Source organism: Klebsiella sp. A52, assembly GCF_018388785.1.
Lineage (GTDB): Bacteria > Pseudomonadota > Gammaproteobacteria > Enterobacterales > Enterobacteriaceae > Klebsiella > Klebsiella aerogenes.
Genome location: NZ_CP074437.1, coordinates 4,280,393 through 4,295,131 on the forward strand (window position 1 = coordinate 4,280,393; position 14,739 = coordinate 4,295,131).

General features: G+C 56.0%; 12 protein-coding genes and 1 other RNA gene. 6 read left to right on the forward strand and 7 right to left on the reverse strand.

Going from position 1 to position 14,739, the window contains the following annotated elements; translation table 11 throughout:
* Positions 1-12 precede the first annotated feature (12 nt).
* Positions 13-423 (reverse strand): 1,4-dihydroxy-2-naphthoyl-CoA hydrolase, encoded by a 411-nt coding sequence (menI, locus tag KGA69_RS20235; protein WP_045396082.1) that lies wholly within the window; start codon positions 421-423, stop codon positions 13-15.
* Positions 420-3,476: a D-2-hydroxyglutarate dehydrogenase YdiJ gene (locus tag KGA69_RS20240; protein ID WP_047050193.1), complete on the reverse strand. Its 3,057-nt coding sequence runs from the start codon at positions 3,474-3,476 to the stop codon at positions 420-422. Before KGA69_RS20240 ends, menI begins: the two co-directional genes overlap by 4 nt.
* Positions 3,477-3,694: 218 nt before the next feature.
* Here KGA69_RS20240 and ydiK point away from each other — a divergent pair, with 218 nt between their 5' ends.
* Positions 3,695-4,819, forward strand: a complete 1,125-nt coding sequence (gene ydiK, locus KGA69_RS20245; RefSeq protein WP_045396076.1) for an AI-2E family transporter YdiK — start codon at positions 3,695-3,697, stop codon at positions 4,817-4,819.
* Positions 4,820-4,989: 170 nt separating this feature from the next.
* An RNA gene (gene rprA, locus KGA69_RS20250) (antisense sRNA RprA) lies at positions 4,990-5,097 on the forward strand.
* An 82-nt stretch (positions 5,098-5,179) separates the two neighbouring features.
* Here the strand turns inward: rprA and ppsA are convergent.
* Entirely contained in the window at positions 5,180-7,558 is a 2,379-nt protein-coding gene (gene ppsA / locus KGA69_RS20255) for a phosphoenolpyruvate synthase (RefSeq protein ID WP_015367026.1), read from the reverse strand.
* 330 nt (positions 7,559-7,888) lie between these two features.
* On the opposite strand from ppsA, the gene KGA69_RS20260 reads away from it, so the two are divergent.
* The 3 genes from KGA69_RS20260 to hemP all read left to right on the forward strand — a co-directional run bounded on the left by KGA69_RS20260 (position 7,889) and on the right by hemP (position 10,273).
* Complete coding sequence (locus KGA69_RS20260) at positions 7,889-8,722, forward strand: posphoenolpyruvate synthetase regulatory kinase/phosphorylase PpsR (protein ID WP_015367027.1); 834 nt, start codon at positions 7,889-7,891, stop codon at positions 8,720-8,722.
* Between the two features lie 154 nt (positions 8,723-8,876).
* Entirely contained in the window at positions 8,877-9,923 is a 1,047-nt protein-coding gene (gene aroH / locus KGA69_RS20265; protein ID WP_045396219.1) for a 3-deoxy-7-phosphoheptulonate synthase AroH, read from the forward strand.
* Between the two features lie 170 nt (positions 9,924-10,093).
* Complete coding sequence (hemP, locus tag KGA69_RS20270; RefSeq protein WP_161799839.1) at positions 10,094-10,273, forward strand: hemin uptake protein HemP; 180 nt, start codon at positions 10,094-10,096, stop codon at positions 10,271-10,273.
* A gap of 28 nt (positions 10,274-10,301) precedes the next feature.
* Here the strand turns inward: hemP and selO are convergent, their stop codons facing one another.
* From selO to KGA69_RS20290, 4 genes are all read right to left on the reverse strand, one after another.
* Positions 10,302-11,744 (reverse strand): protein adenylyltransferase SelO, encoded by a 1,443-nt coding sequence (selO, locus tag KGA69_RS20275; RefSeq protein WP_213292621.1) that lies wholly within the window; start codon positions 11,742-11,744, stop codon positions 10,302-10,304.
* Between the two features lie 113 nt (positions 11,745-11,857).
* A complete protein-coding gene (locus tag KGA69_RS20280) occupies positions 11,858-12,322 on the reverse strand; it encodes an NlpC/P60 family protein (protein ID WP_045396070.1) in 465 nt (154 codons plus the stop codon).
* Between the two features lie 81 nt (positions 12,323-12,403).
* The gene (btuD, locus tag KGA69_RS20285) at positions 12,404-13,153 is read right to left on the reverse strand and encodes a vitamin B12 ABC transporter ATP-binding protein BtuD (RefSeq protein ID WP_213292622.1); all 750 of its coding nucleotides are present in this window, start codon (positions 13,151-13,153) and stop codon (positions 12,404-12,406) included.
* Positions 13,153-13,704, reverse strand: coding sequence for a glutathione peroxidase (locus KGA69_RS20290; RefSeq protein WP_045396063.1), 552 nt, complete (start codon positions 13,702-13,704; stop codon positions 13,153-13,155). Before KGA69_RS20290 ends, btuD begins: the two co-directional genes overlap by 1 nt.
* Before the next feature lie 231 nt (positions 13,705-13,935).
* On the opposite strand from KGA69_RS20290, the gene KGA69_RS20295 reads away from it, so the two are divergent.
* Positions 13,936-14,736 (forward strand): MetQ/NlpA family ABC transporter substrate-binding protein, encoded by an 801-nt coding sequence (locus tag KGA69_RS20295; protein ID WP_045362713.1) that lies wholly within the window; start codon positions 13,936-13,938, stop codon positions 14,734-14,736.
* The last annotated feature ends 3 nt before the right edge of the window (positions 14,737-14,739 follow it).

The window sequence follows — 14,739 nt, forward strand, 5'->3', positions numbered from 1 at the left end:
ATGTGGAGACCGTTACACCACGGCGGTGGTCAGCCGTGAGGAGCAGCACAGTCGCCCCTGCTCATCGGTGATATCGATTTGCCACACCTGATGGCGAGAGCCAACATGCAAGGCGGTACAAACCCCTCGCACCCGCCCGCTGCGCACCGAACGAATATGGTTGGCATTGACTTCCAGGCCGACCACTTTTTGTTCTCCTTCGGTACACAGATAGCCCGCGACCGAGCCAAGGGTTTCAGCCAGAACCACCGATGCGCCGCCGTGTAGCAGACCAAAAGGCTGATGTGTACGGTGATCCACCGGCATCGTCGCTTCAATCGCGTTATCGCTGATGGACACAAAGTGAATATCCAACAGGCCAACCATGTTTCCCTCGCCCATCGCGTTAAGCTGCGGCAGCGAAGCCTGACGTTTCCAAATCATCCCATAATCTCCAGCAGAGCCTGCAGCGGGTGACGAACCCCGCTACCTTCGATACGCTTCACCTGGCTTCGGCAGGAATAGCCGGTGGCCAGACAGCGACCGCGCGGTAAACGCGCCATCGCCTGCTGCCAGGAAAGCGCGTAAATCGCCAGCGAGTTGGCGTGGTTTTTCACTTCGTGGCCGTAGGTGCCAGCCATGCCGCAGCAACCCGTACTGATGTACTCCATTTTCGCCCCGCAACGGGCAAAGATCTCTGCCCACTGTTTAGGCGCGGCCGGTAGCGCCGTCACTTCGGTGCAATGGCCAAACAGGTACCAGGGTTCGCCGCTGTTGTCCCGCCCGGCTGAAGGCGCTATCGCCTCGGTCAGCCATTCATGCGCCAGCATCACGCGAAAATCGCCGCGTTTCTCGCCCAGCGTCTGGTTATATTCATCGCGATAGCAAAGCACCAGCGCCGGGTCGACGCCAACCATCGGTATATCCAGCTGCGCTACGCGGTTGAGGAAATCAGCGGTTTTCTGCGCCGTGCGCGCGAAGCGCGTCAGGAACCCCTTGATATGCTGCGCTTTACCGTTCGGTGAGAACGGCAACAGTACCGGCTGATAGCCGACTTTTTCAATCAGGCGGACAAAGTCAGCCACCACCTGCGCTTCGTAGTAGCTGGTAAACGGATCCTGCACCACCAGCACTCTCTTCGCGCGCTGTTCGACGCTCATTGCTTCCAGATCCTCAAGCGTGGTATTGGCGGAGCGATGGCCTGCCAGCTGCTGCTTGAGCGACGGTACGGAGAGCAGCGGCAGATCGACCATGCCGATGTGTTTTTCCGACAGCTTGCGCATCCACGGCTGATTGATAAAGAAGTTGAATGTTTTCGGCGCCTGGGCCATCAGCGGCGCGTACGATTCGACCGTCGCCACCAGATGATCGCGTACCGGGCGCAGGTAGCGGCTGTGATACAGCTGCAGGAAGCGGGAGCGGAATTCCGGCACGTCGATCTTAATCGGGCACTGGGTTGAACAGGCCTTACAGGCCAGGCAGCCGGACATCGCCTCTTTCACTTCATGCGAGAAATCATATTCGCCTTTACGCGCATGCCAGCTATTACGGGTACGCTCGATCAGAGCGCGCAGGCTCACACCTTTTTCCGGAAGTTCTTGCTCCAGTTTGTTCGGGTCTATCCCGCGGTCGGCCAGCAGACGTAACCATTCACGCACCAGCGTCGCGCGGCCTTTCGGCGAATGAATGCGCTGATTACTGACCTTCATTGACGGACACATCGGGCTTTTTACATCGAAGTTAAAGCACAGACCGTTACCGTTACACTCCATCGCGCCACGCCAGGCGCTACGCACGGCAATGGGAATTTGACGATCGTAGGTGCCGCGCTTCACCGCATCGACTTTCATCATCGGCGCATCGACGCCTTCAGGTGGGCAAATTTTCCCCGGATTCAATCGGTTGTCCGGATCAAATGCCGCTTTCACTTTACGCAGTTCGCTATATAACTCCTCGCCAAAAAAGGCCGGACTGTACTCGGCGCGGAACCCTTTACCGTGTTCGCCCCACAGCAGGCCGCCATATTTGGCCGTCAGCGCCACCACCTCATCGGAGATCTGCTTCATCAGCACCTCCTGCTGCGGGTCGCACATATCCAACGCCGGACGAACGTGCAGCACCCCGGCGTCGACGTGTCCAAACATGCCGTAGCTCAGGCCATGCCCGTCGAGTAAAGCACGAAACTCGGTGATGTAATCCGCCAGATGCTCCGGCGGCACGCAGGTATCTTCAGCAAAAGGAATCGGTTTAGCTGCGCCTTTAGCGTTGCCCAGCAGACCAACCGCCTTTTTACGCATGGCATAGATGCGCTCGACGCCATCCAGTTCATGACAGACCTGCCAGCCAATGACTCCCGCGGCGCCCTGCGACATGAGTTCATCAAGACGCTGACACAGGGTGGTTACCTGGCCGTCGATTAATTCAGCATCATCCCCGGCAAACTCAACGATATTGAGACCCAGCATCTCTTTATCCGGCACATCGGCGATCAGTTCGCTTACCGAGTGCCAGACGATATCTTCGCGGGCCAGATTAAGCACCTTCGAGTCGACGGTCTCCACCGACAGCGCCTTCGCTTCAACCATGAAGGGCGCGTTACGCAGCGCCGAATCAAAGGAGTCATACTTGACGTTGACCAAGCGGCGCACTTTCGGTAGACGCGTAATATCGAGCCGCGCTTCGGTGATAAATGCCAGCGTGCCTTCGGAGCCGGTCAGAATGCGCGTCAGGTCGAACTCGCTCATCTCATCATTAAAGACATGACGCAGATCGTAGCCGGTCAGGAAGCGGTTCAATTTCGGGAATTTATCGATGATCAGCTGACGCTGCGCTTTACAGCGTAGATAGACGGTACGATAGATGCGGCCAATCGCTGACTGCTCTCGCCCCAGCGTTTCCGCCAGCGCGGCGGGAATAGGCAAGGTATCAAGGATATCGCCGCCCATCAGTACCGATCGCACCCCAAGCACATGATCGGAGGTTTTACCGTAAACCAATGAACCCTGTCCGGAAGCATCGGTATTGATCATTCCGCCGAGCGTCGCGCGGTTACTGGTCGACAGTTCCGGCGCGAAGAAGTAGCCGTAGGGCTTAAGAAACTGGTTGAGCTGGTCTTTGATTACCCCGGCTTCGACCCGCACCCACCCCTCTTCAGGATTGATTTCGATAATACGGTTCATATAGCGCGACATATCGACGATGATCCCCGCATTCAGCGCTTGACCATTGGTGCCGGTACCGCCGCCGCGTGGGGTAAAAATCAGCGATTGAAAGCGCGGTTCCGCCGCCAGCCGCGCCAGTAAAGCGACGTCCGCGGTGGAACGGGGAAACAGAATGGCGTCCGGTAACAGCTGATAGACGCTGTTATCGGTCGCCATGGTGAGCCGGTCGGCATAGCTGGTGGCGGTATCGCCGGTGAATCCTTGTTGCTCCAGTACCTGCAAAAAATTCAGCACCAGTTGAACGACGCCCGGCGCTTGAGAAATCTGTGGGATCATGACGCTTGACCCTGCCTGAATATGTTGTGTTTAGATGATGTAATAATGCGCAAATTAAACGTTTGCGTGGCGCACTCAACTTTTTATCACATTTTTTTCATATCCGCCCACGAGATTTACGGGCAAAATCAGGCGCGCGAAATTATTGATATTATTATCTGTACATGGAATTACGCTGCGTCAGCATTGAGACGCGACTGGAAAGGTAAATTTTCTCTATGATTAACCAACATCAGCCCCGGGACATACCGCAAATTCTGCTGTCGGTGCTGTTTTTGTCCCTGATAATTATTTCCTGCCTGTGGGTTGTGCAACCATTTATTCTCTCTTTTGCCTGGGCCGGTACGGTGGTCATCGCCACCTGGCCGGTGCTGCTGCGTCTGCAAAAGCTGCTGTTCGGCAAACGCGCGCTGGCGGTGCTGGTAATGACGCTGCTGCTGTTTTTATTATTTGTCATTCCCATCGCCTTACTGGTGAATAGTCTGGTCGATAATAGCGCCCCGCTGATTAAAATCGTCAGCACCGGGCAGGTGACGCTACCGGATTTCGCCTGGCTGAATTCGATTCCGCTGATCGGCGATAAACTCTATTCCGCCTGGCATAGCCTGCTGGAGATGGGCGGCGCGGCGATTATGGCCAAGGTCCGCCCTTATATCGGCGCCACCACCACCTGGTTTGTCGGCCAGGCGGCGCATATTGGTAAACTGCTGGTTTACTGCGGACTGATGCTGTTGTTCAGCGCCCTGCTTTACTGGCGCGGCGAACGCGTCGCTTATGGTTTCCGCTACTTCGCAACCCGTCTGGCCTCAAAGCGTGGCGATGCTGCGGTGGTCCTTGCCGGACAGGCGGTACGCGCCGTGGCGCTGGGCGTGGTTGTCACCGCGCTGGCGCAGGCGGTTCTAGGCGGTATCGGGCTGGCGATAAGCGGCGTACCTTACGCCGCGCTGTTGACCGTGGTGATGATTTTCACCTGTCTGGTACAGCTGGGGCCGCTTATCGTGCTGGTGCCCTCGATTATCTGGCTGTACTGGACCGGCGATACGACCTGGGGCACGGTGCTGCTGGTGTGGAGCTGCGTGGTGGGTACGATGGATAACGTGATTCGCCCGGTGCTAATTCGCATGGGCGCCGACCTGCCGATGATTCTGATCCTCTCCGGCGTTATCGGCGGCCTGATCGCCTTCGGCATGATTGGCCTGTTTATCGGCCCGGTGCTGCTGGCCGTCTCCTGGCGTCTTTACGACGCCTGGGTGCAAGAAGTACCGCCGCCGCCGCTGGACCCCGATCTGGTTCTGGCGGAACTCGCCGAGCTTAATGCCAGCCATAACAAAAGCGAAAAGTAACAGAAAGGCGGGGAAACCCGCCTTAAACTTAAGCTAAATTTATCAATCCCTCGCCACTTCCGGCATATTCATGTTCCAGCTCGATATTTACCTCTCATATTCTTCACACTGATTTAACTATTGAGAAGAATCCGATCGACGCCAACAGCCCTGATGCCTACTATTAGCCCACGGTTATAGATCAAGATATTGATTTATAAGCATGGAAATCCCCTGAGTGAAACAACGAATTGCTGTGTGTAGTCTTTGCCCATCTCCCACGATGGGCTTTTTTTTACGTCAAAATCAAATAGCGAAACGTTGCTGAAGGCAAAAAAATCCCCGGCATCTCTGCCAGGGATTGTGCTAGCCGCGTTGAACTTATTTATTCAGTTCAGCCAGACCTAACCAGGTTTGCACCACGGTATCCGGGTTCAGGGACAGGCTATCGATCCCCTCTTCCATCAGCCAGGCGGCAAAGTCTTCGTGGTCGGACGGCCCCTGGCCGCAGATGCCCACGTATTTGCCCTGTTTTTTCGCCGCGCGGATGGCCATCGACAGCAGCGCTTTCACCGCGTCGTTGCGTTCATCAAACAGCTCAGACACGACGCCGGAGTCGCGGTCAAGGCCCAGCGCCAGCTGCGTCATATCGTTCGAACCGATCGAGAAGCCATCGAAGTACTCGAGGAACTGCTCCGCCAGCAGCGCGTTCGACGGGATTTCACACATCATGATGATCTTCAGCCCGTTTTCGCCGCGCTTGAGCCCCTGACGCTCCAGCTCTTCGACCACCGCTTTCGCCTGCGCGACGGTACGTACGAACGGCACCATCACTTCCACGTTGGTCAGCCCCATGTCGTTACGCACGCGTTTCATCGCTTCACACTCCAGCGCGAAGCAATCGCGGAAGCTTTCTGAAACGTAGCGTCCGGCGCCGCGGAAGCCAAGCATCGGGTTCTCTTCTTCCGGCTCGTAACGCTCGCCGCCCACCAGGTTGGCGTATTCGTTAGATTTAAAGTCGGACAAACGCACGATCACCCGTTTCGGGTAGAAGGCGGCGCCAAGGGTAGCGATCCCTTCGGTCAGGCGGCCAACGTAGAACTCTCTCGGTGAGTCGTAGCCTTTCATCAGCTCGCGGATTTCGTTCTGCAGGCCCGGCTCCTGGTCGTCAAACTCCAGCAGTGCGCGCGGGTGAACGCCAATCATGCGGTTAATGATAAATTCCAGACGCGCCAGCCCCACGCCTTCATTCGGCAGGCAGGCGAAGTCAAAGGCGCGATCCGGGTTGCCGACGTTCATCATCACCTTCAGCGGCAGGTTCGGCATCTCGCCGACGCTGGAGCTCTTCACGCTGAAGTCCAGTAACTCTGCGTAGACGTAGCCGGTGTCGCCTTCGGCGCAGGAAACGGTGACATTCTGGTTTTCCTGGATACGGTCGGTCGCATCGCCGCAGCCGACCACCGCCGGGATCCCCAGCTCACGGGCGATAATCGCCGCGTGACAGGTACGTCCGCCGCGGTTGGTGACGATAGCCGAGGCTTTCTTCATGATCGGTTCCCAATCCGGGTCGGTCATGTCGGTGACCAGCACGTCGCCGGGCTCAATGCGGTTCATCTCACTGATATCGTGAATAACCTTAACCGGGCCGGCGCCGATGCGGTGGCCGATAGCTCGCCCTTCGGCGATGATCTGCCCCTGGGCATGCAGGGTATAACGCTCCATCACCTGACCGCGTGAACGGACGGTTTCCGGGCGCGCCTGGACGATAAACAGCTTACCGGTGTGGCCATCTTTCGCCCACTCGATATCCATCGGACGGCCGTAATGCTTCTCGATCTGCACCGCCTGCTTCGCCAGCTCTTCCACTTCCTCGTTGGTTAACGAGAAAACATCGCGCTGCGCCTGGGGCACATCTTCAATCCGCACCTGCTTGCCGTGTTCCTGAGTCGGCGCGTACACCATGCGGATTTTTTTCGACCCCATGGTACGGCGCACGATAGCCGGGCGGTTAGCCGCCAGGGTCGGTTTGTGAACGTAAAATTCGTCCGGGTTCACCGCGCCCTGCACCACCATCTCGCCAAGCCCCCACGCCGAGGTGATAAACACCACCTGGTCGAAACCGGACTCGGTATCGATGGAGAACATCACGCCGGAGGAGGCCAGGTCGGAGCGCACCATCCTCTGCACCCCGGCGGATAGCGCCACGCCGCGGTGATCGTAACCCTGATGCACGCGATAGGAGATCGCGCGATCGTTAAACAGTGAAGCAAATACGTGCTTCACGGCAACGAGCACGGCGTCAAAGCCCTGCACGTTGAGGAATGTCTCTTGCTGGCCGGCGAAGGAGGCATCCGGCATATCTTCCGCCGTCGCCGAAGAACGCACGGCAAACGAGGCCTCGGCGTCATCGGCGGACAGTAGGTCATAAGCTTCGCGAATCGCGTTTTCCAGTTCGCTCTGGAAGGGGGTGTCGATGATCCACTGACGGATCTGCGCGCCCGCTTTCGCTAATGCGGAAACGTCGTCAATGTCGGTTTCATCCAGCAGTGCATAAATGCGCTGGTTAACGCCGCTTTGGTCCAGGAACTGATCGAAAGCATCAGCGGTGGTGGCGAACCCGTTTGGCACGGAGACACCCATACCGGACAGGTTAGTAATCATTTCACCAAGGGAGGCATTTTTGCCCCCAACTCTGTCTACATCATTCATGCCGAGTTGGTTATACCAAAGCACCAGCGGTGACGAGCCATTGTTGGACATCGAGACAATCCTTTTGTGATTTAATACAAATTATAGAAAACACACGATCGACTACGGTATTCATCCTGACATATTTATGCCGCTGAAAAAAACGGTGAATCGTTCAAGCAAATTAATTTTCTGTTTTTAGGATTGTTTTCCGGAATTCCCTAACTATATGATTAAAATGGATTCTATTGATATTTGATACAAATAGTGTGCAAAAACAGAAACTGAACCTGCCATTTCATTAAAAACAAAAATAGCGTTTCATTTTTTTAAGTGAGACAAAGGTTAAAGCTCTGTGCTTAAATTTACTCTGCTTTTAGATAATTATACCGGATGGTCAAAATGGACAGTGCTGTAGATCGCCACGTATTTTATATTTCTGACGGTACCGCTATTACGGCGGAAGTTTTAGGCCATGCGGTAATGTCGCAATTCCCGGTGGCCATCAGTAGCGTGACATTGCCGTTCGTCGAAAATGTCAGTCGAGCCCGGGCGGTAAAAGAGCAAATCGATGCCATTTTTCAACAAACCGGCATCCGTCCGCTGGTCTTCTATTCCATCGTTATCCCCGAAATTCGCGACATAATTTTGCAAAGCGAGGGTTTTTGTCAGGATATCGTGCAGGCGCTGGTAGCCCCGCTGCAGCAAGAATTACATCTGGATCCTACGCCGGTGGCTCACCGCACCCACGGCCTGAATCCCGGTAACCTGATTAAATACGATGCGCGTATCGCCGCCATCGATTACACGCTCGCCCATGACGACGGCATTTCGCTGCGCAATCTCGATCAGGCGCAGGTGATCCTGCTCGGCGTTTCGCGCTGCGGTAAAACGCCGACCAGCCTGTACCTGGCCATGCAGTATGGTATTCGTGCCGCTAACTACCCTTTTATCGCCGACGATATGGACAATCTGGTTCTCCCGGCCTCGTTAAAGCCGCTGCAGCACAAGATGTTCGGCCTGACGATTAACCCGGAGCGACTGGCGGCAATCCGCGAAGAGCGCCGCGAAAACAGCCGCTACGCCTCATTGCGCCAGTGCCGCATGGAAGTAACCGAAGTCGAAGCGCTATATCGCAAAAACAAGATCCCCTGCCTTAACAGTACCAACTATTCGGTAGAGGAAATTGCCACCAAAATCATGGATATCATGGGGCTAAATCGCAGGATGTACTAATACACTAGTACATTATTGAAAATTTGTTTATGCTATCGCTCGTGGCCTATACAGGATCATGCCCTGCTCTTGCAATAAGCAGGGATTGGTTTATCGTGATGCGCATCACTTCCCGGCATTTTCGCCGCGGAAGAAACAGATTTTTGAGACCCCAATGAATAAAACAGACGAATTGCGTACCGCGCGCATTGAAAGCCTGGTAACGCCCGCGGAACTGGCGCAGCGCCATCCCGTGTCGGCCGAGGTTGCCGCCCACGTCTCCGCTTCCCGCCGGCGGATTGAAAAGATCCTCAACGGCGAAGACCGCCGCCTGCTGGTGATTATCGGCCCCTGCTCCATTCACGACCCCGAAGCGGCGCTGGAATATGCGCGCCGCCTGCAGGGCATGCGCGAACGTTACCAGCCGCAGCTGGAAATTGTCATGCGCACCTATTTCGAAAAACCGCGCACCGTCGTGGGCTGGAAAGGACTCATTTCCGACCCTGACCTCAACGGCAGCTACCGGGTCAACCACGGCATTGAACTGGCGCGTCGTCTGCTGCTGCAGGTCAACGAGCTGGGTATCCCCACCGCCACCGAATTTCTGGATATGGTGACCGGACAGTTTATCGCCGATCTGATTAGCTGGGGCGCCATCGGCGCGCGCACCACCGAAAGCCAAATTCACCGCGAGATGGCCTCGGCGCTCTCCTGCCCGGTTGGTTTTAAAAACGGTACCGATGGCAACACCCGCATCGCGGTCGACGCGATACGCGCCTCGCGCGCCAGCCATATGTTCCTGTCGCCGGATAAACAAGGCCAGATGACCATCTACCAGACCAGCGGTAACCCGTACGGCCATATCATTATGCGCGGCGGTAAACGGCCGAATTATCATGCAGCGGATATCGCCGCCGCCGGTGAAGCGCTACGGGAATTCGATCTCCCTGAGCAACTGGTCGTCGACTTCAGCCACGGCAATTGTCAGAAGCAGCATCGCCGTCAGTTGGAAGTGTGCGCCAATATCTGCCAGCAGATCCGCGATGGATCCACCGCCATTGCCGGGATCATGGCGGAGAGCTTCCTCACCGAAGGAACGCAAAAAGTGATCCCAGGTCAGCCGCTGACCTGGGGCCAGTCGATTACCGACCCGTGCCTGAGCTGGGAAGATAGCGAAAAAATGCTCGCTGAACTGGCTGCAGCCACCGCTACACGGTTGTAATCCCTTCCCCCGCCGCGCTCGCGGCGGGTTTTCACCGCTCGCCGTTCATCCTCTGCGCAATAGCTACCTGAAATGGTAAGCCACGACAAAAAAGGCTTGCCGTGAAAATTAACATTACTGATAATGATTATCATTGTTTCTTTTATTTTTATTTTGGTGCTATGACGCGTATGGATAACACTGCCACAGCAGAGAAAACAAAAGACAATGCTCCCTATCCTATTGCCAGCGATCGCCAAATCAGCAGCCGGACGCTGTTAGGCCCGGAAGGACGCGTGGTGATCGAACATGACGGCCAGCGCTATCTGCTGCGCCAGACCCACGCCGGTAAGCTAATTTTGACCAAATAAAACCCCGCGCGATGGCGAGGCTTTACGGTTAGCTGGAGCAGCTCACTTCCAGATGTTTTCCCCAATCAGGCGGGCGGCTGGCGTAATCATCAGTACGATCGGCGAACGGCTGCGCGAGGGCTTCATGCAGACGTTCCAGCTCGCGCATATCGCCAGCTTCGGCCTGTTCTATCGCCCGCTGCGCCAGCCAGTTACGTAGCACCACCGCCGGGTTGACGCCCTGCATCCGCTGCTGGCGTTCGCTATCGTCGATCTGTTCATCGCGCAGCCGCGCCCGGTAGTCGGCAAACCAGCTATCAAACGCCGCGCGGTCGATAAATTCATCGCGCAGCGGCGATGCCGCGCTGTGCTGCTCGCTTCGGCTCAGCATCCGGAAGGTACGGGTGTAGTCACTCCCTTCACGCTCCATCAGGCTGAACAGTCCATCAAGCAGTGTGTTATCGCCGGTTTGCTGAGTATAGAAGCCGAGTTTGTCGCGCATGCGGCGGCCGTAGGCGGTCAATAAGGCATGCTGATAGTCATCCAGCGCCGCGTTCAGCGAGTCGGCGCTGATAAACGGCGAGAGCGACTGGGCCAGACGCTGCAGGTTCCACAACCCTACCGCCGGTTGGTTATCAAAACTGTAGCGCCCCTGGTAATCAGAGTGGTTACAGATAAACCCGGGCTGGAAATCATCGAGGAAGCCATACGGACCATAATCCATGGTCAGGCCAAGAATCGACATATTATCGGTATTCATCACCCCGTGGGCAAAGCCAACGGTCTGCCAGCTGGCTATCATCTCCGCGGTGCGCGTGACAACGTCACGGAACCAGAGAATATACTTATCCACCTCCTGCTGCAGATGCGGCCAGTGGTGGTCAATCACGTAATCTGCCAGCTGCTGCACTTTTTCCGCTTCGCGACGATAATAAAAATGTTCGAAATGGCCAAAGCGTACGTGGCTTTCGGCGATGCGCATCAGCATCGTGCCGCGTTCTTCGCGTTCGCGGTAAACCGGCGTGTCGCTGGTCACCATCGCCAGCGCGCGGGTAGTGGGAATGCCCAGCGCATGCATTGCTTCACTGGCAAGGCTTTCGCGGATAGTCGAGCGCAGTACCGCCCGGCCATCGCCCATTCTCGAATAGGGCGTCAGACCCGCGCCTTTAAGATGCCAGTCAAAACGTTGACCATCCGGCAACTGCTGCTCGCCAAGCAGAATGCCGCGTCCATCGCCAAGCTGGCCGGCCCAGGCGCCGAACTGATGGCCGCTATAGACCTGCGCCAGTGGCGACATTCCCGGCAGCAACGCTTCGCCGCCCCAGACGCCCGCCCCATGTTGCGGATTAAATAACGTCTCCGGGACGCCCAGCGTTTGCGCTAAAGCGGTGTTGCGCCAGATGAGACGCGCGTTATCCAGCGGCGTAGGCGCCAGCGATGTGTAAAAACCCGGCAGCCGATCGCGCCAGTGAGTAGTAAAAGACAGGGTCATGGTTCCTCCTGCCGCCAGTGTAGTGCCTTAAACAGGGGATTAACACGGGCGAACTGCAGGGTTATGGCAATTAAAAAAGGGAGCCATCGCTCCCTTTTTTCGCCGAATGCGGCTTAAATGCGCCTCGCCTGCCAGAATTTCTTGTTCCAGTAGACGTTGTCCAGCGACGAGCGGGTAACGCCCTGGCTGGTAGAGGCGTGAATAAATTGATTGTCGGTATCATAGATACCGACGTGCAGGCCGCTTTCGCCGGAGCCGGTTTTGAAGAACACCAGATCGCCGGGCAACAGATCGCTTTTATCAATGCGGGTGCCGATTTCCGCCTGCTCACGAGTTTCCCGCGGCAGCTGCATGGCGAATTTATCGCGGAACGTGCGTACCACAAAGCCAGAGCAGTCGACGCCGCGCGGCGTCATGCCGCCATAGCGGTACGGCGCCCCACGCCAGTTACGCAATTGCTCATTGAGATTCGCTACCACGGTAATGGAATCAGCCAGCCGTGGATTCGGCGGCGGCGCCCGGTGGCTGCTACAGCCTGCCAGCACCATCGCCGCAATAAAAATGAACCACACACGCATCTCAGACGATTCCTCTGTTCCCTGTCCTGTTATTGAAATAATTTAGCCTGTTTAGCGGCTTACAGGCAAGATCCTTAACCGCTACTGTGACGCCACGAGCATTAGATGACCCGCGACTTCCACCCGCTGAAACGCGATATGATAAGCGGCGGTCAAATTCTCTTCACTTAACACCTCATACGTTTCTCCGCAGGCAATCATCCGCCCCTCACAAATGAGCCACGCCCTCTGCGCATGACGCAGCGTATGGTTGAGATCGTGGCTGCTCATCACGATAGCGACCCCCAGCGCGCTCAGCGACGCCAGCACGCTATCCAGCGCCGCCTGCTGCGCGACATCGAGGCTGTTCATCGGTTCATCTAACAATAACAGCTGCCCGGCGGGATTCGCGCGGCGGTGAATCTGCAGGATCACCGCCGCCAGACGCACCCGCTGCCACTCGCCGCCGGAGATCTGGTTGACCTGGCGCCCCAGCTTATCGCTTAACCCCAATTGCCCGGCTATCTCGTTGAGCAACCCCTGCGGGGAGCTGTCTTGCATATGTAATGACAGATAGTGCCACACCGGCATCGCAAAGGGCGGGAGCTGCTGCTGATTCAAATAGGCGCGATGGCGGGCAAGTTCCGCCGCGGGCCACTGATCCAGCGCCCGCTGGTTAAGGGTGATCAGGCCAGGGCCGACGGTCAGCCCGGCCATCCGCGCCAGCAGGGTACTTTTACCCGCGCCGTTCGGCCCCACCAGATGGACTATCTCTCCGGGCCGAACGTCAGCGGTAAACGGCGACAGCCGCCCCGCTTCCGCTACATCCTGTAGCTGCATCAAAAACGGCATTATTGCGCTAGCGCTCCTTTTACCGCAGCCAGCAGTTGCGGATCGTCCGGCGTCATATCCGGCGAGAAACGCTGAATCACCTGACCATCGCGGCCCACGAGGAATTTTTCAAAGTTCCACAGGATGTCGTCAACGTACAGCGGCGCGCGGCCTTTACTGGCCATCCGCTCATAGAAACCGCTCCCTTCCGGCGCGATGGCCTTCGGCGCGGCGGCAATCAATTTTTGATACAGCGGCGCGCGATGTTCGCCGTTGACGTCAATTTTACTGAACAGCGGGAAGGTGACGCCGTAGGTTACGCTACAGAACGTTTTAATCTCTTCTTCGCTGCCCGGCTCCTGGCCGAGAAACTGATTACAAGGGAAGCCAAGGACGCTAAATCCCTGCGGGGCAAACTCTTCTTGCAGCGCTTCCAGTTGCTCATACTGCGGCGTGAGGCCGCATTTTGAGGCCACGTTGACGATCAGCAGCACCTTTCCGGCATACGCCGCCAGGGTGGTTTTTTCGCCATCGATGGTCGTCACTTCGGTATTAAGAATGTCGTGTTGCATAGCCTTCCCTCAGTCAATAATGCAGGTTAAGGAGATCCCTATCTACTGTAGCGGATTCAACGCGCTTGATTCTACTTTGATTCGCGGGCAAATGTCGCTTGATGTGACAGCGCTGCGCTTGTCGACGGCAACATGAATTCCTCTCAATATCCGCAGCGGACAAATCAGTGTACAGTGTGAAAAGTATGTAATAGTGTTTCGTTACTTGTTAATTTAAGAGAGTTTTTAGAGATGAAGAAGTTGTTAAGCTCGGTGTTAATCGCCACATCGGTGGCGCTGTTATCCGCCTGCTCTCCGGACGATAACAATAAGGTTAAAGTCGCGATCAATACCGGCCCGGATGAAGCTATCTGGAAAGTCGTAGAGCAGGTAGCAAAAGACAAATATAACCTCGACGTTGAGGTTATCTCTTTTAATGATTATGTCCTGCCGAATGAAGCGTTAAATAATAAAGATGTCGATGCTAACGCCTTCCAGACGCTGCCCTATCTCGAGGCGCAGTCGAAAGAGCGCGGCTATAAATTCGCTATCGTCGGTAAAACGTTCGTCTTCCCGATTGCCGCCTATTCGCGCAAAATCAAAAATATCAGCGAACTGCCTGACGGCGCGACCGTCTCTATCTCTAACGAAACCACCACCCTCGGCCGCAGCCTGCTGCTGTTACAGGCGCAAGGATTAATCAAGCTGAAAGATGGTGTCGGCTATCTGCCCACCACGCTGGATATCATCGATAATCCGAAGCATCTGAAGATTGTTGAAGTCGATACTCCGCAGCTGACCCGTACGCTCGACGATCCGAACGTTACGCTTGCCATCATCAACACTAATTTCTCGGCGCAGGTCGGTTTATCCGCCGCCCGCGATGGCCTGTTTATGGAAGGCCCGGATTCACCTTATGTGAATGCGATCGTCTCGCGCGAGGATAATAAAGACAGCAAGAAAATTCAGGAGCTGAAAGAGGCCTTCCAGACCAGGGAAGTCGCCGATAAAGCGCAGGAAGTCTATAAAGGCGATGCCATCAAAGGCTGGTAATCG

Coding starts and splice junctions, on each gene's coding strand:
- KGA69_RS20280 (WP_045396070.1), bottom strand. CDS start 12,322: ATGCGTGTGTGGTTCATTTTTATTGCGGCGATGGTGCTGGCAGGCTGT.
- KGA69_RS20240 (WP_047050193.1), bottom strand. CDS start 3,476: ATGATCCCACAGATTTCTCAAGCGCCGGGCGTCGTTCAACTGGTGCTG.
- aroH (WP_045396219.1), top strand. CDS start 8,877: ATGAATAAAACAGACGAATTGCGTACCGCGCGCATTGAAAGCCTGGTA.
- btuD (WP_213292622.1), bottom strand. CDS start 13,153: ATGCCGTTTTTGATGCAGCTACAGGATGTAGCGGAAGCGGGGCGGCTG.
- ydiK (WP_045396076.1), top strand. CDS start 3,695: ATGATTAACCAACATCAGCCCCGGGACATACCGCAAATTCTGCTGTCG.
- selO (WP_213292621.1), bottom strand. CDS start 11,744: ATGACCCTGTCTTTTACTACTCACTGGCGCGATCGGCTGCCGGGTTTT.
- menI (WP_045396082.1), bottom strand. CDS start 423: ATGATTTGGAAACGTCAGGCTTCGCTGCCGCAGCTTAACGCGATGGGC.
- KGA69_RS20295 (WP_045362713.1), top strand. CDS start 13,936: ATGAAGAAGTTGTTAAGCTCGGTGTTAATCGCCACATCGGTGGCGCTG.
- ppsA (WP_015367026.1), bottom strand. CDS start 7,558: ATGTCCAACAATGGCTCGTCACCGCTGGTGCTTTGGTATAACCAACTC.
- KGA69_RS20290 (WP_045396063.1), bottom strand. CDS start 13,704: ATGCAACACGACATTCTTAATACCGAAGTGACGACCATCGATGGCGAA.
- KGA69_RS20260 (WP_015367027.1), top strand. CDS start 7,889: ATGGACAGTGCTGTAGATCGCCACGTATTTTATATTTCTGACGGTACC.
- hemP (WP_161799839.1), top strand. CDS start 10,094: ATGGATAACACTGCCACAGCAGAGAAAACAAAAGACAATGCTCCCTAT.